This window comes from Bacillus sp. FSL K6-0138 (genome assembly GCF_037982765.1).
Classification (GTDB): domain Bacteria; phylum Bacillota; class Bacilli; order Bacillales; family Bacillaceae; genus Bacillus; species Bacillus glycinifermentans.
Window position 1 is genome coordinate 1,544,774 of the sequence record NZ_CP150286.1, and the last position, 25,288, is coordinate 1,570,061.

The 25,288-nt window shown below is 46.4% G+C and carries 26 protein-coding genes; 22 read left to right on the forward strand and 4 right to left on the reverse strand.

Going from position 1 to position 25,288, the window contains the following annotated elements; genetic code table 11:
- Positions 1-8 precede the first annotated feature (8 nt).
- Positions 9-737, reverse strand: coding sequence for an amino acid ABC transporter ATP-binding protein (locus MHB78_RS08375; RefSeq protein ID WP_046132123.1), 729 nt, complete (start codon positions 735-737; stop codon positions 9-11).
- A 237-nt stretch (positions 738-974) separates the two neighbouring features.
- Between MHB78_RS08375 and MHB78_RS08380 the strand changes: the two genes are divergently transcribed.
- The 5 genes from MHB78_RS08380 to MHB78_RS08400 all read left to right on the forward strand — a co-directional run bounded on the left by MHB78_RS08380 (position 975) and on the right by MHB78_RS08400 (position 6,072).
- Complete coding sequence (locus MHB78_RS08380; RefSeq protein ID WP_046132124.1) at positions 975-2,033, forward strand: AI-2E family transporter; 1,059 nt, start codon at positions 975-977, stop codon at positions 2,031-2,033.
- A gap of 341 nt (positions 2,034-2,374) precedes the next feature.
- Positions 2,375-5,011 (forward strand): alanine--tRNA ligase, encoded by a 2,637-nt coding sequence (alaS, locus tag MHB78_RS08385; protein WP_046132125.1) that lies wholly within the window; start codon positions 2,375-2,377, stop codon positions 5,009-5,011.
- A 74-nt stretch (positions 5,012-5,085) separates the two neighbouring features.
- Entirely contained in the window at positions 5,086-5,352 is a 267-nt protein-coding gene (locus MHB78_RS08390; protein WP_046132126.1) for an IreB family regulatory phosphoprotein, read from the forward strand.
- A gap of 6 nt (positions 5,353-5,358) precedes the next feature.
- A complete protein-coding gene (gene ruvX / locus MHB78_RS08395; RefSeq protein WP_065894601.1) occupies positions 5,359-5,778 on the forward strand; it encodes a Holliday junction resolvase RuvX in 420 nt (139 codons plus the stop codon).
- A 9-nt stretch (positions 5,779-5,787) separates the two neighbouring features.
- Complete coding sequence (locus MHB78_RS08400; RefSeq protein ID WP_065894599.1) at positions 5,788-6,072, forward strand: DUF1292 domain-containing protein; 285 nt, start codon at positions 5,788-5,790, stop codon at positions 6,070-6,072.
- A 51-nt stretch (positions 6,073-6,123) separates the two neighbouring features.
- Here the strand turns inward: MHB78_RS08400 and MHB78_RS08405 are convergent.
- A protein-coding gene (locus MHB78_RS08405; RefSeq protein WP_099047013.1) for an IS3 family transposase occupies positions 6,124-7,484 on the reverse strand; the annotation gives its coding sequence in 2 pieces (ribosomal slippage) (positions 6,124-7,013 and positions 7,013-7,484; 1,362 coding nt in all).
- Positions 7,485-7,633: 149 nt separating this feature from the next.
- On the opposite strand from MHB78_RS08405, the gene mltG reads away from it, so the two are divergent.
- The 8 genes from mltG (at position 7,634) to MHB78_RS08445 (ending at position 15,667) form a co-directional block, all read left to right on the forward strand.
- A complete protein-coding gene (mltG, locus tag MHB78_RS08410) occupies positions 7,634-8,731 on the forward strand; it encodes an endolytic transglycosylase MltG (protein WP_046131485.1) in 1,098 nt (365 codons plus the stop codon).
- Between the two features lie 160 nt (positions 8,732-8,891).
- Entirely contained in the window at positions 8,892-9,554 is a 663-nt protein-coding gene (locus MHB78_RS08415; RefSeq protein WP_046131486.1) for an O-methyltransferase, read from the forward strand.
- Entirely contained in the window at positions 9,551-10,480 is a 930-nt protein-coding gene (locus MHB78_RS08420; RefSeq protein WP_046131487.1) for a peptidase U32 family protein, read from the forward strand. The genes MHB78_RS08415 and MHB78_RS08420 overlap by 4 nt, the downstream gene beginning before the upstream one ends.
- An 11-nt stretch (positions 10,481-10,491) precedes the next feature.
- Positions 10,492-11,760 (forward strand): U32 family peptidase, encoded by a 1,269-nt coding sequence (locus tag MHB78_RS08425; RefSeq protein ID WP_046131488.1) that lies wholly within the window; start codon positions 10,492-10,494, stop codon positions 11,758-11,760.
- Between the two features lie 5 nt (positions 11,761-11,765).
- Complete coding sequence (gene udk / locus MHB78_RS08430) at positions 11,766-12,401, forward strand: uridine kinase (RefSeq protein WP_046131489.1); 636 nt, start codon at positions 11,766-11,768, stop codon at positions 12,399-12,401.
- A gap of 244 nt (positions 12,402-12,645) precedes the next feature.
- Positions 12,646-13,122 (forward strand): transcription elongation factor GreA, encoded by a 477-nt coding sequence (gene greA, locus MHB78_RS08435; protein ID WP_046131490.1) that lies wholly within the window; start codon positions 12,646-12,648, stop codon positions 13,120-13,122.
- Positions 13,123-13,176: 54 nt separating this feature from the next.
- Positions 13,177-14,931 carry a penicillin-binding protein 2 gene (locus MHB78_RS08440; protein ID WP_046131491.1) on the forward strand — a complete coding sequence of 585 codons (1,755 nt, stop codon included), beginning with the start codon at positions 13,177-13,179 and terminating at the stop codon, positions 14,929-14,931.
- A 58-nt stretch (positions 14,932-14,989) separates the two neighbouring features.
- Positions 14,990-15,667 (forward strand): DUF1510 family protein, encoded by a 678-nt coding sequence (locus MHB78_RS08445; protein ID WP_046131492.1) that lies wholly within the window; start codon positions 14,990-14,992, stop codon positions 15,665-15,667.
- A 41-nt stretch (positions 15,668-15,708) separates the two neighbouring features.
- Here MHB78_RS08445 and MHB78_RS08450 read toward each other — a convergent pair whose 3' ends face one another.
- Entirely contained in the window at positions 15,709-15,909 is a 201-nt protein-coding gene (locus tag MHB78_RS08450; protein ID WP_046131493.1) for a YrzA family protein, read from the reverse strand.
- Between the two features lie 188 nt (positions 15,910-16,097).
- Here MHB78_RS08450 and MHB78_RS08455 point away from each other — a divergent pair, with 188 nt between their 5' ends.
- The 7 genes from MHB78_RS08455 (at position 16,098) to MHB78_RS08485 (ending at position 20,759) form a co-directional block, all read left to right on the forward strand.
- On the forward strand, positions 16,098-16,739 hold the full coding sequence (locus tag MHB78_RS08455) for a class I SAM-dependent methyltransferase (protein ID WP_046131494.1): 642 nt from the start codon (positions 16,098-16,100) through the stop codon (positions 16,737-16,739).
- Between the two features lie 20 nt (positions 16,740-16,759).
- Positions 16,760-17,455 (forward strand): 5'-methylthioadenosine/S-adenosylhomocysteine nucleosidase, encoded by a 696-nt coding sequence (gene mtnN / locus MHB78_RS08460; protein WP_046131495.1) that lies wholly within the window; start codon positions 16,760-16,762, stop codon positions 17,453-17,455.
- Between the two features lie 51 nt (positions 17,456-17,506).
- Positions 17,507-18,430 carry a cysteine synthase family protein gene (locus MHB78_RS08465; RefSeq protein ID WP_046131496.1) on the forward strand — a complete coding sequence of 308 codons (924 nt, stop codon included), beginning with the start codon at positions 17,507-17,509 and terminating at the stop codon, positions 18,428-18,430.
- Between the two features lies 1 nt (position 18,431).
- Entirely contained in the window at positions 18,432-19,574 is a 1,143-nt protein-coding gene (locus MHB78_RS08470; protein WP_340033859.1) for a bifunctional cystathionine gamma-lyase/homocysteine desulfhydrase, read from the forward strand.
- Positions 19,575-19,662: 88 nt separating this feature from the next.
- Entirely contained in the window at positions 19,663-19,896 is a 234-nt protein-coding gene (locus MHB78_RS08475) for a YrhC family protein (protein WP_046131498.1), read from the forward strand.
- A gap of 396 nt (positions 19,897-20,292) precedes the next feature.
- Positions 20,293-20,442: a YrzI family small protein gene (locus MHB78_RS08480; protein WP_065894598.1), complete on the forward strand. Its 150-nt coding sequence runs from the start codon at positions 20,293-20,295 to the stop codon at positions 20,440-20,442.
- A gap of 164 nt (positions 20,443-20,606) precedes the next feature.
- Positions 20,607-20,759, forward strand: coding sequence for a hypothetical protein (locus MHB78_RS08485; protein WP_164918165.1), 153 nt, complete (start codon positions 20,607-20,609; stop codon positions 20,757-20,759).
- 91 nt (positions 20,760-20,850) lie between these two features.
- Here the strand turns inward: MHB78_RS08485 and MHB78_RS08490 are convergent, their stop codons facing one another.
- Positions 20,851-21,033 carry a YjcZ family sporulation protein gene (locus tag MHB78_RS08490; protein ID WP_099047066.1) on the reverse strand — a complete coding sequence of 61 codons (183 nt, stop codon included), beginning with the start codon at positions 21,031-21,033 and terminating at the stop codon, positions 20,851-20,853.
- Between the two features lie 325 nt (positions 21,034-21,358).
- Here MHB78_RS08490 and MHB78_RS08495 point away from each other — a divergent pair, with 325 nt between their 5' ends.
- On the forward strand, positions 21,359-21,961 hold the full coding sequence (locus MHB78_RS08495) for a class I SAM-dependent methyltransferase (protein WP_046131499.1): 603 nt from the start codon (positions 21,359-21,361) through the stop codon (positions 21,959-21,961).
- A gap of 171 nt (positions 21,962-22,132) precedes the next feature.
- Positions 22,133-25,270 carry an Ig-like domain-containing protein gene (locus MHB78_RS08500; RefSeq protein ID WP_046131500.1) on the forward strand — a complete coding sequence of 1,046 codons (3,138 nt, stop codon included), beginning with the start codon at positions 22,133-22,135 and terminating at the stop codon, positions 25,268-25,270.
- Positions 25,271-25,288 lie beyond the last annotated feature (18 nt).

Here is a 25,288-nt window from a genome sequence, read left to right on the forward strand (position 1 = left end):
AATTCTGTTTAATGGTTTAAGATACGGCTTAAGAACAGACGCGCCCTTTCTTCGCGGGGATTCGCATAGAACTCAGCCGGTATTGCTTCCTCCAAAACTTTTCCTTGGTCGATAAATACGATGCGGTCGGCTACCTCTTTGGCAAACCCCATTTCATGGGTTACGACGACCATTGTCATGCCTTCTTTGGCAAGGGTTTTCATCACGTCCAATACCTCTCCGATCATTTCGGGATCGAGAGCGGACGTCGGTTCGTCAAACAGCATGATGTCAGGCTTCATGGCCAGGCCTCTCGCGATTGCGACCCTTTGCTGCTGGCCGCCGGAAAGCTGGGACGGGTAGGAATCGGCTTTGTCGGGAATGCCGACTTTCTGCAGGTAATATTCGGCTGTTTCCTGTGCTTCTTTTACGGGTTTTTTTAATACTTTTATAGGGGCTAGCATGATGTTTTGCAGAACTGTTTTGTGCGGGTAGAGATGAAAGTGCTGGAATACCATTCCGATATTTTGGCGGATTTTATTGATGTCTGTTTTTTTATCGTTCATCACCGTGCCGTTTACCGTTAATGTGCCTTGGTCAATCGTTTCCAGCCGGTTGATGCAGCGGAGCAGCGTGCTTTTTCCCGAGCCGGAGGGGCCGATGATGACGACGACTTCGCCTTTTTTGATATGTAAGTTGATGTCTTTCAAAACATGAAAGTTTCCATAGTGCTTATTTACCTGGTCAAATACAATCATTTTATTCCCCCTTTATGTGTGTCATATCATATAACAAGTAATTCCATCAGAAGGGATATTATACATTTTTACCATTAAAATAGTCAAATAGTTTTGTTAATTCAGAAAAATCAAGCGGTCTATCCGGCTGGTTGGTTTTTCGGGTTTAGTCCATTTTATTCTTATAAAAATCCTTTAATTCGGAGAAAAGAATAATTTTTCAATATCATCGAAAGGATAACAAAAGAGGTGAAAAACATGCTGAAAAAACCGCTGCAGCTTTTAATGTGGATCTCGATTTTCATGCTCTTCCTCCTGACCGTTTATATCTTTTTGCAGCTCCGGATGATATGGGAGCCGGTTTCTCTCCTCTTGAAGTCGATTTTGATCCCTTTGGCGATCGCGGTTTTTATCACTTATCTGCTTCTGCCCATCGTTGAAAAGATTCATCAGGCTGGCGTACCGAGAACCTTGAGCATTCTGATCATTTATCTCCTCTTCTTCGGAGGGCTCGGCTACGGATTTTACAAAGGCGTTCCGATCTTTATCAAGCAGCTGACGGAGCTGTCTGAGGGCATTCCGGTTCTGGCTGCGTCATACGAAAGCATGCTCGATAAGCTGCATGATCATACAAACGCCTGGCCAGACGGTATGCATGACAGAATCGACAAGTTTGTCAATCGGGCTGAAGCGTTTGTAGGAAGCTGGGCGGAACGGACGATTACGAGCATCCGTTTTGTTTTTGACTACATGCTTGTTGCAGCGATTATTCCTTTCCTTGTGTTTTATATGGTGAAAGATATCGACACGATGAAAAAAGCGGTCTGGTACATAACGCCGGCTTCATGGAGAAAAAGAGGCAGCGCGTTCATCCGGGATGTCGACGATTCGCTCGGGGATTACATCAGGGGGCAATTGTTCGTATGTCTTGTCATCGGGCTGGGGGCCGGCCTGTCATTTTGGCTTTTCGGCCTGCCGTATCCGCTGATACTCGGCCTCATGATCGGGGCGACAAACGTCATTCCCTATTTCGGGCCCATCATCGGGGCAGTCCCGGCTCTTATGGTTGCAGCTGCTTTGTCGACAAAGCTTATCATCGTTGTGATTGCGACGATTTTGACTCTGCAGTTTATTGAAAGCAATATTCTCGGACCGCTCGTTGTCGGAAAAAGCCTGCACATGCATCCCGTTGTCATCATGCTCGGCCTCCTTGCCGGCGACGAATTGGCCGGCATCATCGGGATGATTCTCGCGGTTCCGGTGATGGCCGTATTAAAGGTCATGTTCGCCCATTTTTTGGCGGCGAGGAAAGCCTGACCGCAGGGAGAATTGACATTCACTGCATCGTTGTCTATAATTTCGAGATAGACATACATACGAATCTCGACTGACGGATCCGAGTATACTGAAGCCCTGTTTACAGAGAAAAGCTCCTTTAGGCTGAAAGAGCTTTAGCAGAAGATCAGTAGAAGCTAATCCTGAGTGCAGGCGAAAACCTGCCGTCTTTATCCGGCGTTATACGGATATCAAGGTGATGGACGAATCTGTCCATAATCAGGGTGGTACCGCGAGAGGAGCTCTCGTCCCTGTGCAGCTGCAAGGTTTGCATGGGACGGGGGCTTTTTATATTGCATGCATCAATTAAAGGAGGAAACACAGTGAAGACATTAACATCCGCAGAAGTGCGTCAAATGTTTTTAGATTTTTTTAAAGAAAAAGGCCATACCGTTGAACCGAGCGCCTCTCTCATTCCGCACGAGGATCCATCCTTGCTCTGGATCAACAGCGGAGTCGCGACGCTGAAAAAATACTTTGACGGACGGGTGGTACCTGAAAATCCGCGCATTTGCAACGCCCAAAAATCGATCCGGACGAACGACATTGAAAACGTCGGAAAAACGGCCCGGCATCACACGTTCTTTGAAATGCTCGGAAACTTTTCGATCGGCGATTACTTTAAAGAAGAAGCGATCGAATGGGCATGGGAATTTTTAACCGACAAAAAATGGATCGGCTTTGACCCTGAACGCTTGTCTGTTACCGTTCACCCGGAAGATGATGAAGCGTACGAATTGTGGGCAAAAAAAATCGGCATTCCGGAAGAGCGGATCATCAGACTGGAAGGGAACTTCTGGGACATCGGCGAAGGACCGAGCGGCCCGAATACAGAAATTTTCTACGACCGCGGCGAAGCATACGGCAACGATCCTGAAGATCCGGAACTGTATCCCGGCGGAGAAAACGAGCGCTATCTTGAAATCTGGAACCTCGTGTTTTCCGAATTCAACCACAATCCGGACGGAACGTACACGCCGCTTCCGAAGAAAAACATTGATACGGGAATGGGGCTTGAGCGGATGGTATCCGTTATTCAGGACGCCAAAACAAACTATGATACAGACCTGTTTATGCCGATCATCAAAGCAACCGAAGCCATTTCAGGCGAAGCATACGGAACATCGAAAGAAAAGGATACCGCCTTTAAGGTGATCGCCGACCATATCCGGACGGTTGCATTTGCGGTAGGCGACGGAGCTCTTCCGTCAAACGAAGGCCGCGGCTATGTCATCAGAAGGCTGCTTCGCCGCGCCGTGCGCTATGCAAAAGCAATCAATATCAACCGGCCGTTTATGTATGAGCTTGTGCCTGTCGTAGCTGACATCATGGCTGCTTTCTACTCAGAAGTAAAAGAAAAAGCCGAATTTATCGCCAAAGTGATCAAAACGGAGGAAGAACGCTTCCATGAAACGCTGAACGAAGGGCTCGCGATCCTCTCGGAGGTCATCGGAAAAGAGAAGAAAAAAGGAAACGGCGTCATTTCAGGCGAAGATGTCTTCAAGCTTTACGATACGTACGGATTCCCTGTCGAACTGACTGAAGAGTACGCTGAAGACGAAGGCATGAAGGTCGATCATGAAGGCTTTGAACGCGAAATGAACAAGCAGCGCGAACGCGCGCGCCAGGCCCGGCAGGATGTCGGCAGCATGCAGGTTCAAGGCGGCGCGCTCCGCGATATCATGACAGAAAGCAAGTTCGTCGGCTATTCTGTGCTGAAAAACGACACGAAAATCACAGAACTTCTTCAGGAAGGCGAGCTTGCCGATCTTGTTCATGAAGGAAGCAAAGTTCAAATCATGCTGGAAGAGACGCCGTTCTATGCAGAAAGCGGCGGACAAATCGGCGACAAAGGCTGGCTGAGAAGCGAAGAAGCGGCAGTCCGCATCACGGATGTCAAAAAAGCGCCGAACGGTCAGCACCTGCACGAAGGAATCGTTGAAAGCGGAACGGTTCAAAAAGGCATGAGCGTCTCCGCAGAAGTGACGGAGCGCTTCAGAAAAGACATCGTCAAAAACCACACGGCGACACACCTGCTCCATCAGGCTTTAAAAGACGTGCTCGGAACGCATGTCAACCAGGCCGGATCGCTTGTGACCGGCAGCCGTCTGCGCTTTGACTTCTCCCATTTCGGACAGGTTACAAAAGAAGAACTGGCGCAAATCGAGGCAAAAGTGAACGAGAAAATTTGGGATTCGATTCCTGTTGAAATCGATCTGAAACCGATTGATGAAGCAAAGGCAATGGGCGCTATGGCATTGTTTGGAGAAAAATACGGCGACATCGTCCGCGTTGTCAAAGTCGGCGATTACAGCATCGAGCTGTGCGGAGGCTGCCACGTGAAAAACACCGCCGAAATCGGCCTCTTTAAAATCGTTTCCGAATCCGGAATCGGCGCCGGAACGCGCCGGATCGAAGCGGTAACAGGCAAGGGCGCATACCAGGAAATGAATGTTAAGCTTGAATTGCTCGAGCATGCGGCAGATGCGCTAAAAACAAACGTAAAAGAAGTGCCGAAACGGATCGAATCGCTCCAAGCCGATTTAAAAGCGGTTCAGAGGGAAAATGAATCCCTGCTCGCCAAGCTCGGCAACAAAGAAGCGGGAGAGATTTTGGAAAGAGTGAAAGAAATCGGCGGAATCAAACTGCTCGCCGAAAAAGTAAACGCGAAAGACATGAATCACCTCAGGACGATGGTCGACGAACTGAAAGCGAAATTAGGCTCAGGTGTCATCGTGCTTGGCGCAGTGCAAAACGAAAAAGTGAATATTTCTGCGGGAGTTACAAAAGATTTAATAGAGCGTGGTTTTCACGCTGGCAAACTCGTCAAACAAGTCGCTGAAGCGTGCGGAGGCGGCGGTGGCGGCCGTCCAGACATGGCCCAGGCCGGGGGGAAACAGCCTGAAAAATTGGAAGAAGCTTTATCTTCTGCAGAAGAATGGGTGAAATCCGTTTTATAAAAAGCCGATGTAGTGTAGAATGGTGATATAAGGTACACTTTGGCCTTTCGAATTTGGGAAAGAGGTGCAAAACGGTGAGCTCATTTGATAAGACGATGAAATTTAACTTTTCCGACGATTCAATGGAAACCAATGTGAATGAAGTGCTGATAACCGTCCATGATGCGCTTCAGGAAAAAGGCTACAACCCGATCAACCAAATTGTCGGATATTTGCTATCAGGTGATCCCGCTTATATTCCAAGGCATCGCGATGCACGCAATTTGATTCGGAAAATCGAAAGAGACGAGATAATCGAGGAATTGGTTAAATCGTATATAGAAAAGCATAAAGAGGCGTAAAAAAGAATGCGAATATTAGGTCTTGATTTAGGTTCAAAAACGCTCGGCGTCGCGCTGAGCGATGAAATGGGCTGGACGGCTCAGGGAATAGAAACGATCAAAATCGACGAAGCGGGCGGCGATTTTGGACTTGACCGCTTGGCTGAGTTAACGAAAGACTATACAATAGACAAAATTGTCCTCGGATTTCCCAAAAATATGAACGGTACCGTCGGGCCAAGGGGAGAAGCCAGCCAGAAATTTGCGGAAGTCCTGGAAGACGCGTTTCATGTCCCCGTCGTGCTCTGGGACGAGCGGCTCTCGACGATGGCGGCTGAAAAGATGCTGATTTCAGCTGATGTCAGCAGGCAAAAACGAAAAAAAGTAATCGATAAAATGGCGGCGGTGATGATCCTTCAAGGGTATCTCGACAGCCTAAATACATGAGGTGATCAAATGGAACACGGTGAAAAAAACATTACGATCGTAGACGATAAAGGAAATGAACAGCTTTGTGAAGTGTTATTCACATTTGAAAGCGATAAATTTGATAAATCGTACGTCCTGTATTATCCGATTGAAGCGCAGGATGATGAGGAAATCGAAATCCATGCTTCAAGCTTCATTCCGAACGAAAACGGCGAAGACGGCGAGCTGATGCCGATCGAAACTGAGGAAGAATGGGATATGATCGAAGAGACGCTGAACACGTTTTTAGCCGACGAAGAGGAAGAAGAATAAAAAAAGCTGCCGCAAGTGAAGTGACCCCCAAAAGTTAGACAGCTTATTTTCTCAAGTAACATGACTGGCATGAATCCGGTATTGTACTGGGCTCATGCCTTTTAATTTTGCCTTGATCCGTTTGTGATTATAGTAATCGATATATGTTACGAGCTCTTGTTTAAAATGCTCGATGCTTTGAAATTCGTTGAAATGGATAAACTCTGATTTTAAAATACCAAAGAAACTTTCAATGACCGCGTTATCGTAACAGTTTCCCTTACGAGACATACTTTGAATAATATTTCGTTCCTTTAGGGCGTGGCGATACTGTTTCATTTGATAGTGCCAGCCCTGATCGGAGTGAATCAACAGATTTTCTTTATCTGTCAGCTGTTCAAATGATTTTTCCAACATCTCGGATACCAATGAATACGTTGGCCTGGATCCAATTGTATAAGCAATGATTTCGCCATTAAATAAATCAAGCATTGGCGATAAATAGAGCTTCTCCCCAAATAATTTAAATTCCGTGATATCTGTTACCCATTTCATCTTCGGCTTTTCCGCCTTGAAATTCCGCTCTAGCCTGTTTGGTGCCACCGTGCCGGTTTCTCCTTTATACGAACGGTATTTTTTCATCCGTACGAGACATTTCAACCCCAGTTCCTTCATGAGGCGATATATTTTTTTATGATTCATTTGATATCCCCGGTTTTTAAGCTCGTCGCGTATCCGGCGGTACCCGTAACGGCCTTTATGTTCATGATAAATCGATTGAATCAGTGTTTTTAATTTGGCATCTTTGTCTGGAAGACCGAAGGTTTTGACCCAGTAATAATACGTACTGCGCGGAATTCCAGCCAGTTTAAGCAGGGCTTTTACCGGAAATTCAGTCCTTAGTTCAAATACTACTTGGGCCTTTTCTTGTTTTGTAATTTTTCCTTGTTTTGAACTAAGGTATTCAACTTTTTTAAGTAGGCATTCTCCATTCGCAGACGTTCAATTTCAGCCTGCATGGCTTCCACTGATCCTTCTTGCGGTGTTTGTTTCTTCGTTCTTTTTTGATTTTTCTTTGTCATTGACGGCCGCCCCTTTTTCATCGGTTTTAGGGCATCGATTCCTCCGGTTTCGAACAGTTTCTGCCATTGAGCCACCGTAGAAGGTGCTTGAATATTGAAGATGGCGGCTGTTTCACGGATCGACGTCCCATTTTCGATCATATAGTGAAGTACCTTCAGTTTATCTTCTACAGAATAGGTTGTATAGAGTTTTTGAAACGCACTTTCTCCATGGTAATGGTATTTGCGAATCCATACCTGAAACACACCTGACGAAACACCGATCTCTCTGGCGATTGTTTTATGCCCTTCCCTACCCGCAAGATACCTTTTGACCGCTTGTATTTTTTCCTCAGCTGTAAATTTAGCCATAAAAAACTGCACCTCCGATTGTTAGATGGTGTCTAACAATTGGGGTGCAGTTCACAAGGCGGCTTTTTTTTATGACAAAAGTATTGTAATAAATTGCCGAATATCAACGAATCATGTAGTATATACCATGGGAGGAGAGGAGGACATAAATGTTTGAAGACCAGACTAAGAAACCGTTCATAAAAAAACTCCTTGATCATAAAATTAAATTTTGGCTGACCGCGGCGGCAGTGCTGATTATTCTCATTGCAGGCGGTGCATCGCTCTACGTGAAATCCGCTCTTGAGCCGGTCGATAAAAACAGCGAAAAAGCGGTCAACGTATACATCCCGAAAGGCTCGACCGTTTCAACGATCGCCGCAAAGCTGAAAAAACAAGAGTTAATTAAAAATGAAAAAGTGTTTATCGCCTATGTCAAATTCAAGCATGCATCAGGATTTCAAGCCGGAAACTTTCAGCTCAGCCAGTCGATGAGCCCCGCTGAATTGATCGATAAGCTGACAAGCACATCTCACGTTCCAGCCTTTAAGATCGTCGTTCCGGAGGGCCGGCAGCTCACTGAAATCGCCGCCATGATCGCAGGCCAAACCAATTATTCAGAAAAAGACATTATGAATAAGCTTGATGACAAAAACTTTATTAACAAATTGAAAAAGAAATATCCGAATGTAATCAAAGATGATGTCTTGAACAAAAACATCAAGCATCCGCTGGAGGGGTATCTCTACCCTGCGACATACCCGTTTTACGATCCGGAAACAAAGCTGGAAGCCATTATCGAAGCGATGATCAAAGAAACCGATAAAACGGCCGAAAAATACCGGACGCAGATGAAGGACAAAAAAATGTCCGTTCACAAAACGCTCACAATGGCATCATTAATAGAAGAAGAAGCGACTGAAAAAGCAGACCGACATAAAATATCGAGCGTATTCTATAATCGTCTTGACAAGAAGATGCCGCTGCAGACGGATCCGACCGTACTCTATGCACTCGGAAAGCATAAAAACCGGGTCGTTTACAAGGATCTCGGGGTCAAATCCCCTTACAATACGTACAAGCATACCGGACTTCCGCCGGGGCCGATTGCAAATGCAGGGGAATCGTCTTGGGAAGCGGCATTAAACCCGGATAAAACGGATTATGTCTATTTCCTTGCCAAGAAAAACGGAGAAGTCGTTTTTACAAAAACGCTAAAAGAGCATAATAAAGCAAAATCGAAATATATCACAAATCAAAGCGAGTAAACCTTAAAGGAGAGTAAAAAATGACTCTCCTTTTATTCGCAAAAGAAAATGTTTTATGGTAAAATATATCGGGTTGTTTATTAGAGAAAAGACATTCACTGCTTTAGGAGAGTTCTTACATCTGACCTAAAGCTCTTTTTATGAAAGGGAGGCTCTTCCCGTGAAGATCGGACACCAGGAACTGACCGGCTATCTGGAAAGGCTGCAAAAGCCTCGGCCGGCAGACATTATGAAGCTTGAGGCTTATGCCGAGGAGCACGGCGTACCCATTATGGAACCGACCGGAATCGACGCGCTGCTTCGGCTTCTGTCGCTCAAAAATCCGAAAAAAATACTTGAAATCGGCACTGCTATCGGATACTCGGCGATTCGGATGGCGCTTGAACTTCCTGAAGCCGAAATATTTACAATCGAGCGCGACGAACAAAGGTATCACGAAGCCATTCAAAACATTCAATCCTTCCAACTGGAAAACAGAATTCACGTGTTCTTCGGCGATGCGCTCAGCGAGTCGGCCGCCGTTCAGTCGATGGCGCCTTATGACGCGCTGTTTATCGATGCCGCAAAAGGACAATATCAAAAATTTTTCAGCTTGTACGAACAGATGCTGGCAGACGACGGCATCATTTTTACGGACAACGTCCTGTTCAAAGGGCTTGTCGCGGGAGATTACGATCAAATCGAAAACAAACGGATCAAAAAGCTTGTATCAAAAATAGATCATTTTAATCATTGGCTAATGGAGCACCCGGATTATCGTACAACGATTTTGCCGGTCGGAGACGGCTTGGCCGTTAGCCAAAAAGAGGTGAAACGCATATGAAAAAACCTGAACTGCTAGTGACACCGACATCGGTTGGCGATATTAAGCCTTTGGCCAGTGCCGGGGCTGACGCGTTTATCATCGGTGAACAAAGATACGGACTGCGCCTGGCCGGGGAATTTTCAAGATCTGATATTCAAGAGGCGATTCTTCAGGCTCATGAAGCCGGCGCAAAAGTGTATGTCGCGATGAATGCGATTTTTCATAACGATAAAGTGCCAGAATTGAACGATTATCTTTCCTTTTTGGAAGAGGCCGGGGCTGATGCCGTCGTATTCGGCGACCCGGCGGTGTTGATGGCTGCGAGAGAATCCGCGCCGAACATGCCGCTTCACTGGAGTACGGAAACAACCGCAACCAATCACCATTCGTGCAATTACTGGGGACGCAAGGGAGCGAAGCGCGCGGTATTGGCGAGAGAGCTGAACATGGACAGCATTATCGAGATTAAAGAAAAAGCCGAAGTCGAGATCGAAATTCAGGTTCACGGGATGACATGCATGTTCCAGTCCAAGCGATCATTGATCGGCAACTATTTTGAATACCAGGGCAAAGTCATGGATATCGAGGGCAAGAAAAAAGAAAAAGGCATGTATCTTCATGACAAAGAGCGCGGCAACAAATATCCGATTTTCGAAGACGAAAACGGCACGCACATTATGAGCCCGAACGATGTATGCATCATTGACGAGCTCGAGGATTTAATAGACGCCGGAATCGATTCATTCAAAATCGACGGGATCTTAAAATCGGCGGACTATCTTGCGCAGGTGACGGCGATGTACCGCGAGGCCATCGATCTTTGCATGACGGACAGAGAAGCATACGAAAATAAAAAAGAACAATGGATTGAGCGGATCGAAGACCTGCAGCCTGTAAACCGCAGCATCGATACCGGATTCTTCTTCAAAGAGACAGTATATTAAGGAGGGAAACCATGTCTGCAGTTCAAGATAAAATTTCCACAATCGTCAATGGAAAACGCGTCATTACGAAAAAACCGGAACTTCTCGCCCCGGCGGGAAATTTGGAAAAACTGAAAATCGCCGTCCACTACGGGGCAGACGCTGTATTTATCGGCGGGCGCGAATATGGACTCCGCTCCAATGCGGATAATTTTTCAATCGAAGAAATGGCCGAAGGCGTTGAATTTGCCAAACGATACGGAGCGAAAATCTACGTCACAACCAATATTTTCGCACACGAAGAAAATATCGACGGCCTTGATGAATACTTAAGGGATCTGCAGGATGCGGGCGTATCCGGAATCATCGTCGCCGACCCGCTGATCATCGAAACGTGCCGGAGGGTCGCTCCAAAGCTGGAAGTGCACTTGAGCACACAGCAATCATTGTCAAACTGGAAAGCCGTTCAATTCTGGAAGGAAGAAGGTTTGGAACGGGTCGTGCTCGCGCGCGAAACGAGCGCCCTTGAAATCAGGGAAATGAAAGAAAAAGTAGATATCGAAATCGAAACCTTTATCCACGGTGCGATGTGCATCGCATACTCCGGACGCTGCGTGCTGAGCAATCACATGACGGCAAGGGATTCAAACCGCGGCGGCTGCTGCCAGTCATGCCGCTGGGATTATGACTTGTATCAGACAGACGGTGCGAACGCGCTGCCGCTTTATGAAGAAAGCGACGCTCCGTTTGCAATGAGCCCGAAAGACCTGAAGCTGATCGAATCGATTCCGCAAATGATTGAAATGGGAATCGACAGCTTGAAAATCGAAGGACGGATGAAATCGATCCACTATATCGCAACGGTCGTCAGCGTTTACCGAAAAGTGATTGACGCCTATTGTGCAGATCCCGACGGATTTACCATTAAAGAAGAATGGCTGAAGGAGCTTGACAAATGTGCAAACAGGGATACGGCTCCTGCATTCTTTGAAGGAACGCCGGGATACGAAGAGCAAATGTTCGGCGAGCACGGGAAAAAGACGACATACGATTTTGTCGGGCTTGTGCTCGATTATGATGAAGAGACGCAAATCGTTACGCTCCAGCAGCGCAACTTTTTCAAAACAGGAGACGAAGTCGAATTTTTCGGCCCGGAAATTGATAATTTCACATACAAGATTGATACGATTTGGGACGAAAAAGGCAATGTGCTTGATGCAGCCCGCCATCCCCTGCAAATCGTCAAATTTAAAGTGGACAAGAAGATTTATCCTAGCAACATGATGAGAAAGGGGCAGTAAAAGGCATGGGAAAGAAACCGGTAGTCATTGGAATAGCGGGGGGCTCCGGGTCAGGCAAGACAAGCGTGACCAGGTCGATTTATGAACAGTTCAAGGGCCACTCTATTTTAATGCTTGAACAGGATTTGTATTACAAAGATCAAAGCCATCTGCCCTTTGAAGAAAGGCTGAACACGAACTACGACCATCCGCTTGCATTTGACAATGACTATTTGATTGAGCATCTACAAGAATTGCTGAAATACCGTCCGATTAAAAAACCGATTTACGATTACAAGATGCATACACGTTCGGAAGAAGTCGTGCATGTCGAGCCGAAAGATGTTATTATTTTGGAAGGAATCCTTGTTCTCGAGGATGAAAGGCTCCGCGATTTGATGGACATCAAACTGTACGTCGATACGGATGCAGATCTTCGCATCATCAGAAGAATGCTCCGTGACATTAAGGAAAGAGGCCGCTCGATCGATTCCGTTATCGAGCAGTACATTTCCGTCGTCAGACCGATGCACAATCAATTTGTCGAACCGACAAAACGCTATGCTGACATCATTATTCCGGAAGGCGGCCAAAATCGCGTTGCAATTGATTTGATGGTTACCAAAATACAAACTATTCTTGAACAAAACGCGATTTTATAATAACATAGCATAGACAAAGACTACTCTGACCATATTATGTATAGAAATTGAAGGGACCTCTTTAGATATGAGCCCTTCTTTAACTGTATAAGCACGATTTACCGGAGCCTTCCATCCGGTTGACATCATACTTTACAAATATGGGAGAGAAGAAGGGGACAAGGGTTGTCCTCATTCTTGTATATTCAAGTCTATACTCTCACATACAAGTGATGAGGGACCAACTAGAAGGAGTGAAGGAACAATGGCACAAGAGAAAGTTTTTCCTATGACAGAAACAGGAAAGAAAAAATTAGAAGAAGAACTTGAGTATTTGAAAACGGTTAAACGCAAAGAGGTTGTTGAGCGCATCAAAGTCGCCAGAAGCTTCGGCGATCTCTCGGAAAACTCTGAGTATGATTCAGCCAAAGAAGAGCAGGCCTTTGTAGAGGGGCGCATCACAACGCTTGACAATATGATTCGAAATGCGAAAATCATCGAGGATGATGGTGAAAATTCAAACATCGTCAGTCTGGGAAAAACGGTCACATTTACAGAGCTTCCGGACGGAGAAGAAGAATCTTATACGATCGTGGGAAGCGCTGAAGCTGATCCGTTTGAAGGAAAAATCTCCAACGATTCGCCAATCGCCAAAAGCCTTCTCGGCAAGCAGGTCGGAGATGAAGTGACCGTGCAGACGCCGGGTGGAGAAATGCTTGTAAAAATTGTGAAAATTTCATAAAGTTTGTTTAGCAGACGAACGCCTCGTCCACAATGTGGATGAGGTGTTTTTATTATGAAATTACGCAAGCGCATGAAATGGATTGCGATGTTGATGTCGGCGGCGCTTTTGTTTTTGCTGGTGAGACTGGCGGAAATCCAACTGTTTTTCACCGAATCCTTTTCCAAATGGAATGTGAACTTAATCCAGGAAAGCGTGAAACAGCGCACGGAAGAGGTTCAGATTTCAGATGGAAGAGGATCTTTTTTAGATCGCAGCGGTAAGCCGCTCACCGTCAGCAGAAAGCCGGCAATTGTGCTGTTTCCGTTTTTGAAGTCACAATCATGGCCGATTGGCGAAGCGGCCGCTATTTTAAACATATCGGAAGAAGAGCTGGACGGGAAGCTTGATAAAGCGAAAAAACCCGTCATTCTCACCAAAAATGAAGAGGGCTCAATTTCGAAAACGGCACTCGAAAAAATCAACAAACTGAAATATCCGGGAATATACGGCGTATACATAGAAGAAACAGAAAAAAACAGGCTGGCCTCACACACCATCGGCATGACAAATCAGGACCCGGAGCTGCTTCGCAAAAAATACCCGCACAAAGACGGCCTGTCGATCAGCATGAAAATCGGCACCTTCGGCCTGGAGCGGACATTTGACGAATTCCTGCTTCCCGAACAAGATACAAAATTGTTATACCATGTGGACGGACTGGGAAACCCTTTGTTCGGCATTGACGTCAAGTATACGGCAGATGCGAACCCGTTCTATCCGCTGCAGGTCAAAACAACGATCGATAAGACGATGCAGCAGAAGCTTGAAGACATTTTGGATGACCATCATGTGAAAAAAGGCGGGGCGGTTCTCCTCGACATCGAAAACAGCAGTGTGCTTGCGATTGCCAGCAAGCCTGACGTAAACACGGCTTCCCAAAAAACGAGGCAAAACTATATGCTCACCCCCATGTATCCGGGCTCTGTTTTTAAAACGGTGATCGCGGCGGCGGCGATAGAAAACGGCTTGGATCATCCGACGAAAACGTTCAACTGCAACTTGAATCTTTACGGAAAACCGGGCGATGACAAGGGGAGGCTGAACATGGAAGAAGGCTTTGCCCAAAGCTGCAATTATACATTTACGAGCCTCGCGGATGAGCTGATCAAAAAAAACGGCTCGGTCATCGAAGATACTGCGAAAAAGCTCGGGCTTACCGGACGGGTCGGCTGGGAAGGCCGCCTATACCGCGAGCGGGATTTCAGGCAGTTTTACCATGAGGGTTCGGGTTCGGTCTGGGGGGACGAGCGGGATAAAAAAGTGAAAAAAGCGGTTGCACAAACCGCGATAGGCCAAAAAAACGTCAAGCTGACTCCGCTTGAAATCGCCAATATGATGGCGACCATAGCGAGAGGCGGCGAGAAAAAGCAAGTCAAAATCGCAAGCGGGATCGAATACAAAAACGGCACATTGATGGCTTCGTTTAAAGACCATGAGCTGTCGGGGGATACGATCGATCATTATACCGCGCAAAAGCTGCAAAAACTGCTCAGAAACGTCGTCACATCTGAAAAAGGGACAGGCAGGCGCTTCCGCGACCTTCCGTACGACGTATCGGGGAAATCGGGAACGGCGCAGACGGGCCGGCTGACAAAAGACAAAAAAACCCTCTATCATAAATGGTTTGCCGGCTATTTTCCGGCAGACAAGCCAAAATACGCGCTCGCCGTCGTTCATATGGACACACCGGAAGATCAGGCTGCGACAAATGCCGCATTTTATGATATTGTTAAAAAAGTATATGAAATTGAAAAGAACCAGACATAGAAGAATGCCTTACGTGATGATAAAATAGGATGCGAGGCAAGAGGGAAAAAGGAGTGCAATGAATTTGAGCAAAACAAGGGAATCTCGATTTGAAAACCGTGATAAGCGCAGGAAAGCGAATCTTGTGCTTAACATTTTAATAGGGATTGTATTGGTTTTAATCGTTGTGGTTGCCAGCAGTCTGATGATGAACAGCCCGAAGGAGCAAACACAGCAGGACGTCTCCAAAAACGATAAAACGACAGAAGCTCCTGCTTCCGATAATAAAAAGCAGACGTCTGACGAGGATGTAAAGGACAAAGAAAAAGCCGATTCAGACAAAAAAGATACGAGCGATTCAGATTCGGAGAAAGACAAAGATACAGCTTCTGACGAGGAGAAATCGACAGACGATCCGTTTAAAGGAGCGAAAGTAACGGAAGGAGGCTCCAGCGCAAACGTCGAAAAAACGATCGTCAATCCGAATTGGAAGCCTGTCGGCACAAAGCAAAGCGGAGAGCATACAGCAACGTACGACTCTTCATCCCAAGACTGGGCGGAAATGCTTGAAGCCATCTCTTACGCAACAGGCGTTTCCGAAGACAACATGACGGTCGTCTGGCTCGGAAACAACGGCAGCCCTCAAGATGCAAAAGGAACGATTCGGGCAAAGGACAGCGGAGATAAATATTCGGTCGCCATTACGTGGGTGGACGGAAAAGGCTGGAAACCGACAAAAGTTGAAAAGCTAAAATAAAAAGAAAAAGCGGCGGTGAATGAAACCGGCCGCTTTTTTTATCATTCGGCTTTAAAATGAACGACGGCGCTGTACATGATCCGCCCGTCGATAACCGCAGTCTGATGGGACACCGATCCGACCCTGAGCATAAGAGCCTGATTGTTTTCGATCTGCTGATTGATTTTCTTTTCAAGCTCCTCCAAGGTCAGGGCTTCAAAAAACTCGATTTTATCCTTGATAAGATCAAGCTCGAATTTCATAGACAAATCCTCCATTCGTTCAGAGTCAATCATTATTAAAGCAGAGAAGCCGCATCATGACAAGGGAAATATCACCAAGCTGTTTTTGTACCCAAACCTGCGAAATTATGTTAGGATAAGAACTAATCAGGTATTGAAATCATACTATACTGATAGGGATTGTAAAAATAAATGGAGTGTGACAATAAATGGGGAGAGAGTTCATTTCGATATTTGAGAATTGGGCGAATTCTTATGATGATACAGTAGTCGGGCATGACCTTCAATATAAAGAAGTATTCCGAAACTATGACGGCATTTTGGAGGATGTTGTGAAGCGTTCAGGTAGCAAGGTGATCGAGTTTGGCGTCGGCACGGGCAACCTGACCGCAAAACTGATCGCCGCCGGAAAAAACGTGTACGGCATTGAGCCTTCAAAATCGATGAGAGACATCGCCGTAAGCAAGCTGCCTAAAGGGGCTTTGGTCTCTGACGGGGATTTTCTCGATTTTCCGGCTCCGCCGTTTTCGCCAGATACAATCGTCAGCTCATATGCCTTTCACCATTTGACGAACGATGAAAAACGCGAGGCGGTAAGGCGATATGGAAAAATGCTTGCGAAGCATGGTAAAATAGTGTTTGCTGACACCGTATTCAAGGACCGCGATTCGTACATTTCCGCCATTCAAGACGCAAAAAACAGAGGATTTTACCAGTTGGCGGAAGATCTTGAAACGGAACATTATCCGACGATTTCCGAGATGGAAACGATCTTTACCTCAGAACATTTCAGTATCGCCTTTCAAAAGCATAATGATTTTGTCTGGGTAATGGAAGCGGCAAAATTGTAAATGTGAAGGGAAGTTATCATATGAAGATAGCAATTATCGGAGCAATGGAAGAAGAAGTCACAATCCTGCGCAGCAAATTGGAACAGACGAAACAGGAAATCATCGCAAACTGTGAATTTACAAGCGGAATCTACGAAGGGAAAGAGGTTGTGCTTTTAAAATCCGGCATCGGTAAAGTGAATGCGGCCATGAGCACGACGATCCTGCTTGACCGCTTTAAGCCTGATGTGGTGATCAACACCGGTTCAGCCGGGGGCTTCCATCATTCCCTCAATGTCGGCGACATCGTCATTTCCACCGAAGTCCGCCACCATGATGTCGATGTCACGGCTTTCGATTATGAGTATGGACAGGTTCCAAACCTTCCTGCCGCTTATCCTGCCGACAGCGCATTGGTGAAGACGGCGGAAGATGAAGCGTCTGAACTCGGGTCTTTTCAGGTAGTCAAAGGAACGATAGCGACCGGAGATTCCTTTATGAGCGACCCTGAACGGGTGGCATTCATCCGCGGCAAATTTAAAGATCTTTATGCGGTTGAAATGGAAGCGGCAGCCGTCGCCCAGGTTTGCTATCAGTTTGATGTTCCTTTCGTTGTCATCAGAGCGCTTTCGGATATCGCGGGAAAAGAATCTGAAGTATCTTTTGACAAGTTTTTGGAGCAGGCTGCGAAACATTCGACAGAGCTTGTCCTCCGCATGATCAAACAAATCAAATAAAACAGGGGGGTGCCCCCTCTGTTTTATACCTCTTAAAGGAGGAAGGAAAACGTGAATGTGATTACGGATATCACACAGTTAATCGGAAAAACGCCTCTTTTGAAGCTGCAGAAGTTTCAAACGCCTAAAGGGGTTAACATATACGCGAAGCTTGAAATGATGAATCCGGGCGGGAGCATTAAAGACCGGCTTGGAGAAATGCTGATTGACGAAGCGCTCAGCTCCGGAAAGCTGAAACCCGGAGGTACGGTGATCGAAGCGACGGCAGGCAATACGGGAATCGGCCTCGCGCTTAGTGCGAGAAAACACGGCATCACCGCTGTTTTTTGCGTGCCGGAGCACTTCAGCATGGAAAAACAGGCGATTATGAAGGCGCTTGGCGCAAAAATTGTCCACACGCCGAGAAGTAAGGGAATGAAAGGTGCGATCCAAAAAGCGCGTGAACTGGAGAAGGAGATCGACGGATCTTATTGCGTTTTGCAGTTTGAAAACCGAGTAAATCCATTGGTTTACTACAAAACGCTTGGTCCGGAAATTTGGAGCGATCTTGACGGACAGGTTGACGTGTTTGTCGCCGGGGCCGGATCAGGAGGCACCTTTGCAGGGACTGCCCGGTTTTTGAAGGAAAAAAATCCGTCTATCAAAACGGTCATTGTTGAACCGGAAGGCTCCATTTTAAACGGGGGAGAAGCACACGCCCATAAAACCGAGGGAATCGGAATGGAATTCATCCCCGAATACATGGACCAAAGCCATTTCGATGAGATCTACACCGTGCTGGATGATGATGCATTCCGGCTCGTAAAAGAAGCTGCGGAAAAGGAAGGCCTTTTGATCGGAAGCTCATCCGGGGCCGCTTTGTTCGCCGCATTGAAAGAAGCTGAGAAAGCCGGGGAAGGCGCAAATATTGTGACCGTTTTTCCTGACGGGAGCGACCGTTATGTCAGCAAAAACATATACGAAGGAGGAATATAATATGAAGCAAAAAACGAAAATGATCCACTGCGGTATTACAGGTGACGAAAAAACAGGCGCAGTCTCAGTTCCGATTTACCAGGTGAGCACGTACAAGCAGCCGCGGGCGGGACAGCATACGGGATACGAATATTCACGAACGGCCAACCCGACGAGAACGGCTCTTGAAGCCTTGATCGCCGATCTTGAAGGAGGAGCGGCAGGCTATGCCTTCGGTTCAGGGATGGCGGCCATCACCGCGGTTATGATGCTGTTTAAAAGCGGCGACCATATCATTTTGACGGATGATGTGTACGGCGGCACGTACCGTGTGATGACAAAGGTGCTGAACCGCATCGGCATTGATGCCGCTTTCGTCGATACGAGCAGCACGGACAACATTGAAAAAGCCATCAAGCCGAATACGAAAGCGATTTACGTCGAAACCCCGACAAATCCGCTTTTAAAAATCACCGATTTGAAAAAGGTCGCTGAGACTGCGAAAAAGCACGGCCTGTTACTGATCGTGGATAACACATTTTATACGCCGTATTTCCAAAATCCGCTTTCATTCGGAGCGGATATTGTGCTCCACAGCGCGACAAAGTATTTGGGAGGACACAGCGATGTCGTCGGCGGCCTTGTCGTGACTGCGACGAAAGAACTCGGTGAGGAGCTTCACTTCATTCAAAATTCCACAGGAGGTATCCTCGGTCCGCAGGACTCCTGGCTATTGATGAGAGGCATGAAAACGCTCGGCCTGAGAATGGAAGCCCATGAGCAAAACGCCAGAAGAATCGCTCAGTTTTTGGAAAACCATCATGCCGTTAAAAAAGTGTATTATCCGGGCTCTGCATCCCACCCCGGCCATGAGCTTGCCAAGCGGCAAAGCACGGGATTCGGCGGGATGATCTCCTTTGATATCGGAGACGAGGAAAATGTCGACCTTGTGTTGGGAAGGCTGAAGCTGTTTACCATCGCTGAAAGCCTGGGGGCTGTCGAAAGCCTCATTTCAGTGCCTGCCCGGATGACCCACGCATCGATTCCGCGCGACCGCAGACTCGAGCTGGGCATTACAGATGGATTGATCCGGATTTCCGTCGGAATCGAGGATATTGACGATCTATTGGATGATTTGAAACAAGCGCTTGAACCGCTCGCTTAAATTGGCTGAATTTACATGTCTGGTCAACTGTCAATCTATGTTACTCTAATTCATATTGATTATGAATCTAGGCAGGTGACCAAAAAACATGCATAAGAAAAAAGTCAAATCTTTAATGGTTGACTATAAACAATTTGCTTTTACACTGCTCAGTGTCAGCACATTTTTATATATCGGCTCCGTCATCCCGAATCCGGGTCTCGGAACGGGCCAAAAAACGGTGATGATGCTCGCGACAGGCGCATTTTTAGCAGGAGCCTTCTTTTGTGTGAAGCGCTCGCTCAAATATAAAAAACAACTGGATGAAATGGAAGAATCGTAAACAGAGAACCGGGACGCACGGTTCTCTGTTTTTTTCATGGAGCGAAAAAAGGCATCCATTTTTTCGAAAAACAGTTTACAAACAGGAATTTGATGGATATACTTACAAAGTAAACAAAAAGCAAAGGAGGTTGATGAACATGAAAAACGCGATGACTACATACACTAGACTCTGTGAATACCATGATTCATTCAACCTGTGGGAGAAATTGTGCTCTTCCTTAACCGATGCTTTTTCGGCACACTGACGTTAGGAAGGAAAAACAATACGCTGCTCCTCCCGCAAGATAAAGACGCGTTCGTTTTTATCTGGCGGTTTTTGTTTGCGCCCGCAGGTTTGTCAAATGATCTGCGGGCTTATTTTTGAAAAAAGCGAACTTGAAAGGAGGTGAGCGACATGACGATTAATTTATTCTTCTTAACATTGACCATTCAAAAACGATTTAAGACGCCTGAAGAATACGAACGAGAATACGAGATCGAACAGCTGTACAACGAAATGAGAGACCGCCAGCTAAAGTATCTCTATACGAACAGCCAGCGCTAATCAAAGCGGACAATCAAATAAAAGGAGGAGATGATAATGATGTACAGAAGGGAATTGTTGGCACATTATACAATGGAGAAGGACCAGGTTTAGCCGGACTTTTTTGGGTCCGCATCGCAGATTGCCTGCATAGAATAAAGCAAATGTAATTGCAGGTGATGAATATGCACAAAGATGGAAGAATGCCTTTTATCGGTCATGGCTATACATCAATGCCTCATTCTTTTAAGCATGGCTACGGCAATCCGTACCGGCGCCGAAGAATGGAAGAAAGAGCGCGCCGGTTCGGCTATTGGCCGCCTTACTGGTATTATTAGAAGCAGAAAACGGCTCGTTTTCTGCTTTTTTTAAATAGATGGATACCCAAAATAGGAAAGGAGGGCTTAAAATGCCCTCCCTCCAGCTGTTCTAGTAAATGAAGCTAGTGCCTACGATAATCAAGAGAATGAAAAGCACGACAATAAGCGCAAAGCCGGCACCGTATCCGTAACCGCCGTAGCCGTAGCCGCCGTAGCAAGAGCCGCAAGACCCGCAAGACCCGCAACAACGGCCGAAACCGCCAAAACCGCCAAAACCGTATCCAAAGCCCATCATTTAGCACCACCTTTTAGTGAAAGTTCCATACATCCTATGCATTTATATGAGAAATTGAAAGGGCGGATAGATCATTTCATCAAGAGCTTTTTAAACATTATGCCTCTTTGATTCGATTTGTTCCTGCGTTTTAGGAGAAACATTTTCAAAGATGAATCCGTCTAGTTATGGAATGAAGGAAAAGATTCAGCATTTTCGCGGGTTTTCTTTTCATTTCTGGGCGGCCGATATGATTGGGGAAAGAGCCCGTTTTGTCTCCGGCTTTGTCCTTTGATGCAGGAATAAAAAATGGCCAAATAAGAATTAAAGCAGGTGTTTTGACGTGTTTGAACAATGGCTTGGAAAACAATTGCGGAGTCCGAGAGGCATTTTATCAAAATGGATTGCTTCTTATATGGAAACCGGAAATCATGATATAAACGAATGGTCGATTCAGTTATTGGATGTCCAGCCCTATGACCGAATCCTTGAAATCGGAACGGGAGGCGGAGCTGCTCTCAGCCGGATCGCGGAAAAGCTTGAAACCGGAAAGGCTTGCGGAATCGATTCATCCAAAAGCATGGTAAAGCGAAGTCTGCGCCGGACCAGGTATTTAAAAGAAGAGGGGAAAGCGGAGATCAAGCACGGATATGCCGAAAACATTCCGTTTGCAGACCGCGTCTTTCATAAAGTATTTTCAGTGCATTCGCTGTATGATTGGACGGATGCCGATCAGGCGCTAAAAGAAATTTACCGCGTGCTGCAAATCGACGGGACGCTGCTTCTCGCCGTCCATCTCAAAGAACAAATGAAAAAGTCAAAGAAAACGAAAGATTTGACGTTATATTCGGAAGAGCAGATCAGGCATCTGCTTGAAATACATCATTTTAGGGAAATCAGCGTACATATGTACAAAAATTATTGCTGCGTGACGGCGGTAAAATGACGATCATCCCCTAAAAGCCGGCCCTCTTACCACCGAGAGGGCTTTTTATATGCCATGAATTTAGTTCCATAATATCATATTTTTGTTTTTAAAAGAAATGTATTCCAATAAACTGTTAAACATGGTTTAATAGCGGGGTGAACGACTTTACTATATTTTGCGGAGGTACTTATGGAAAAAAGGAAAATTAGCGGTTCGATTGTTTTCATTCTAATGTTTGCCCTGATTTTTGGCCAGCTTCCGATTGGAAAGGCGGCGGCCGATGGCCCTGTTGATGAGACGGTGCTTGCGATCGCAGACCCCGTAAAAGCGGAGTTTAAAGAAAGCGATCAAGCACACTGGTATAAAATCGACCCTTCTGAAAAGGATCTCGCGGATTTTACGCATTTTCGAATCAAGCTTCAATCCGATCAGGAACTGAATATCTCCGTTTATTCCAGCCTGGAACATGCAACGGATGGTCAGACTTTTGATCGATACAACGGCTTTTCATATGCAAAAAACCCGGCCGCGATCGACTTTCCGATCGCCTGGAAAGGCCCGTACTACGTAAAAGTCGAAAACCATAATGAAGAAGAAACCGAAACTGATTCAAATACAGGCATTTCTTACACCATCAGCTATGAGGGCGTCACCCTTCCTCCGTCAGATCAGGTTGCCGAAGAAGAGTGCCCGGCAGAATTAAGCACATCAGAAAGGGAAAACGGCAAAAGCATTCTGCAAGATTTAAGAACGATCAGAGATGGCGTGCTGCAAAAAACGGAAAAAGGGAAAGACCTGTCATCTTTATACTATAAAACCGCTCCTTTCATAAGCGCAAAAATGATGTTTGACAAATCGCTGCGGGACGGTGTTTACCGCGATCTTGTCCAATTGAAAAAACTGTTCGGCGATGTCGCCGAAAACGGAGCGTCAAGCACATACACGGTCACAAAGGAAGATCAAAAGGCAATCCTCAGCCTTTATTCGGCGGCGCGCGATTCGGTGCCAGAGTCTTTAAAAAAGCAGCTCGATCAAATAGCTGAAGATATAGACATCGCAAATCTGACAGGCAGCAAAGTATCAACGATTTTGGCAAAAGCGGGGCTTGCGGATTCAGCTGCATCGAGTACACCTGAAAGCCGCTACATCGTGAAATTAAAAGACGGCAAAAATTTGAGATCCTTTTCATCCAAAGCGAAAGCATACGGAGCAGAGTCCGTTGATTCCTTCAAAAAAAGCAAAACGTTTAAAAACATGTACGTCGTCGAACTGGAGCAAAACGATTCAGACGGATACAAAGCAGCAGCGAAGAAATATCAGACAGCAGCGGCCAAGCTGTCCAAACTGCCTGAAGTGGAATTCGTCGAGCAGGTTCACGAGTATCACGCTTTATCGGCTGACACCCAGTACTCCTACCAATGGTCGCTCAAAAATAACGGCAAAGACCGCTCTGCAAACGCTGACATTCAATTCGAAAAGCTTCAAAAACTGCTGAATGGAAAAGCATTAAACGAAACGGTCATTGCCGTCGTCGATACGGGTGTTGATCATACGCTTGCAGACTTAAGCGGCGCTGTCAAAAAAGACGAAGGGTACAACTACATCGGCCGCAATACGAATGCGATGGATGATAACGGACATGGCACACACGTTTCAGGCATTATCGCAGCAGCGGCTGATAATCACTACTCAATGGCAGGGATCAACGCGCACGCAAAAATACTCCCTGTAAAGGTCTTGGATTCATCAGGAAGCGGAGACACGGAGCAGATCGCATACGGGATCATATACGCCGTTGACCGCGGGGCAAAAGTGATCAATCTGAGCCTTGGCGGACCGTACAGCCGCGTTCTGGAATACGCCCTGCAATATGCGGCTGAAAAAAATGTGACGGTGGTGGCGGCAAGCGGCAATGACGGCTCTTCAGATATTTCGTATCCGGCGTCTTCGAGATACGCGATATCCGTCGGCGCGACCAATCATCTCGATCTTGTCTCCGACTATTCCAATTATGGAAAAGGGCTGGATATGGTAGCTCCGGGAACCGACATCCCGAGCCTCGTTCCCGACGGTAATGTAACGTATATGAGCGGAACATCGATGGCTTCGCCGCATGTTGCAGCTGTTGCCGGACTCCTTTTGTCAGAGAACCCGTCTTTGCAACCGAAGCAAGTCGAAAAACTTCTGACGGAAACAGCGGCTGATGTTGCATTTGCCGAACAGGACAATCCGGGTTCGGATTTTGATGATGGCTTTGAGGAACCTGAACTTCCGGCTCCGGGATATGACTTTGTTTCTGGATGGGGAAGGCTGAATGCCTACCATGCCGTCAGCGTTTTGGAACTGAACATGAAGGTGAATCCGGTATTGGACCATTACAAAGCCGTAACAGGGAAGGCGAAAAGCGGATCAACGGTCAAAGTGCTGAGCGGAGGCAAGGTGCTCGGAACGGGAACGGCAGGGAAATCAGGAACCTTTACGGTGAAAATTCCGGCTCAGGCTGCCGATCAAGTTCTCCGGGTCGTAGCATCCGGCTACCTGGCTGAGGCAAGCTTAAGGACCGTCGTAGAAAAAGCGCCGAAAAAACCGTCTGTCAAGCGCGTCACCAACAATGACGCATATGTGGCCGGGAAAGCGCCGTCGGGCTATACAGTCAACATTAAAAATGCGTCCAAGAAGATCATCGGATCAGTGAAGGCAGATGCTTCCGGAACATTCAAAGCCAAGATCGGCAAACAAAAAGAATATTCCGTTTTATACGTTTCAGCATCGAAGGATGCATACAGGGAAAGCGCCGAAGTCAAAGTGACGGTAGCTGACGTAATTCCGCCGAATCCGCCAAAAATCAACCCGGTCTCTGATAAAAGTACAGAAATAAAAGGCAAAACCGAAGCGGGCGCTCAAGTAGCAGCAAAGGTAAAAGGAAAAACGATCGGTACCGGCAAAGCGAACAGCCAAGGCGAATACCGCTTGAAAATCAACAAACAAAAAGCTGGAACGACGATCATCGTAACGGCGAAAGACAAAGCCGGCAACATCAGCAAAGCGTCGAAAACGACCGTTCAAGACAAGACACCGCCATCAGCACCGAGAGTATATGCGGTGACGAATAACAGCACGGCCGTAAAAGGGAAAACCGAAGCAAATGCCGAAATCACCGTCAAAGCCGGCAAAAAAACGATCGGTACCGGCAAAGCAAATAAAAAGGGCGAGTTCTCCATTAAAATAAAAAAACAAAAAGCGAATACCGTAATATCGGTTACAGCGAAAGACAAAGCGGGAAATACGAGCAAAGCGGGAAAAACAACCGTGAAAAAAGCAAAATAGTATTGTACACCGGGAGCT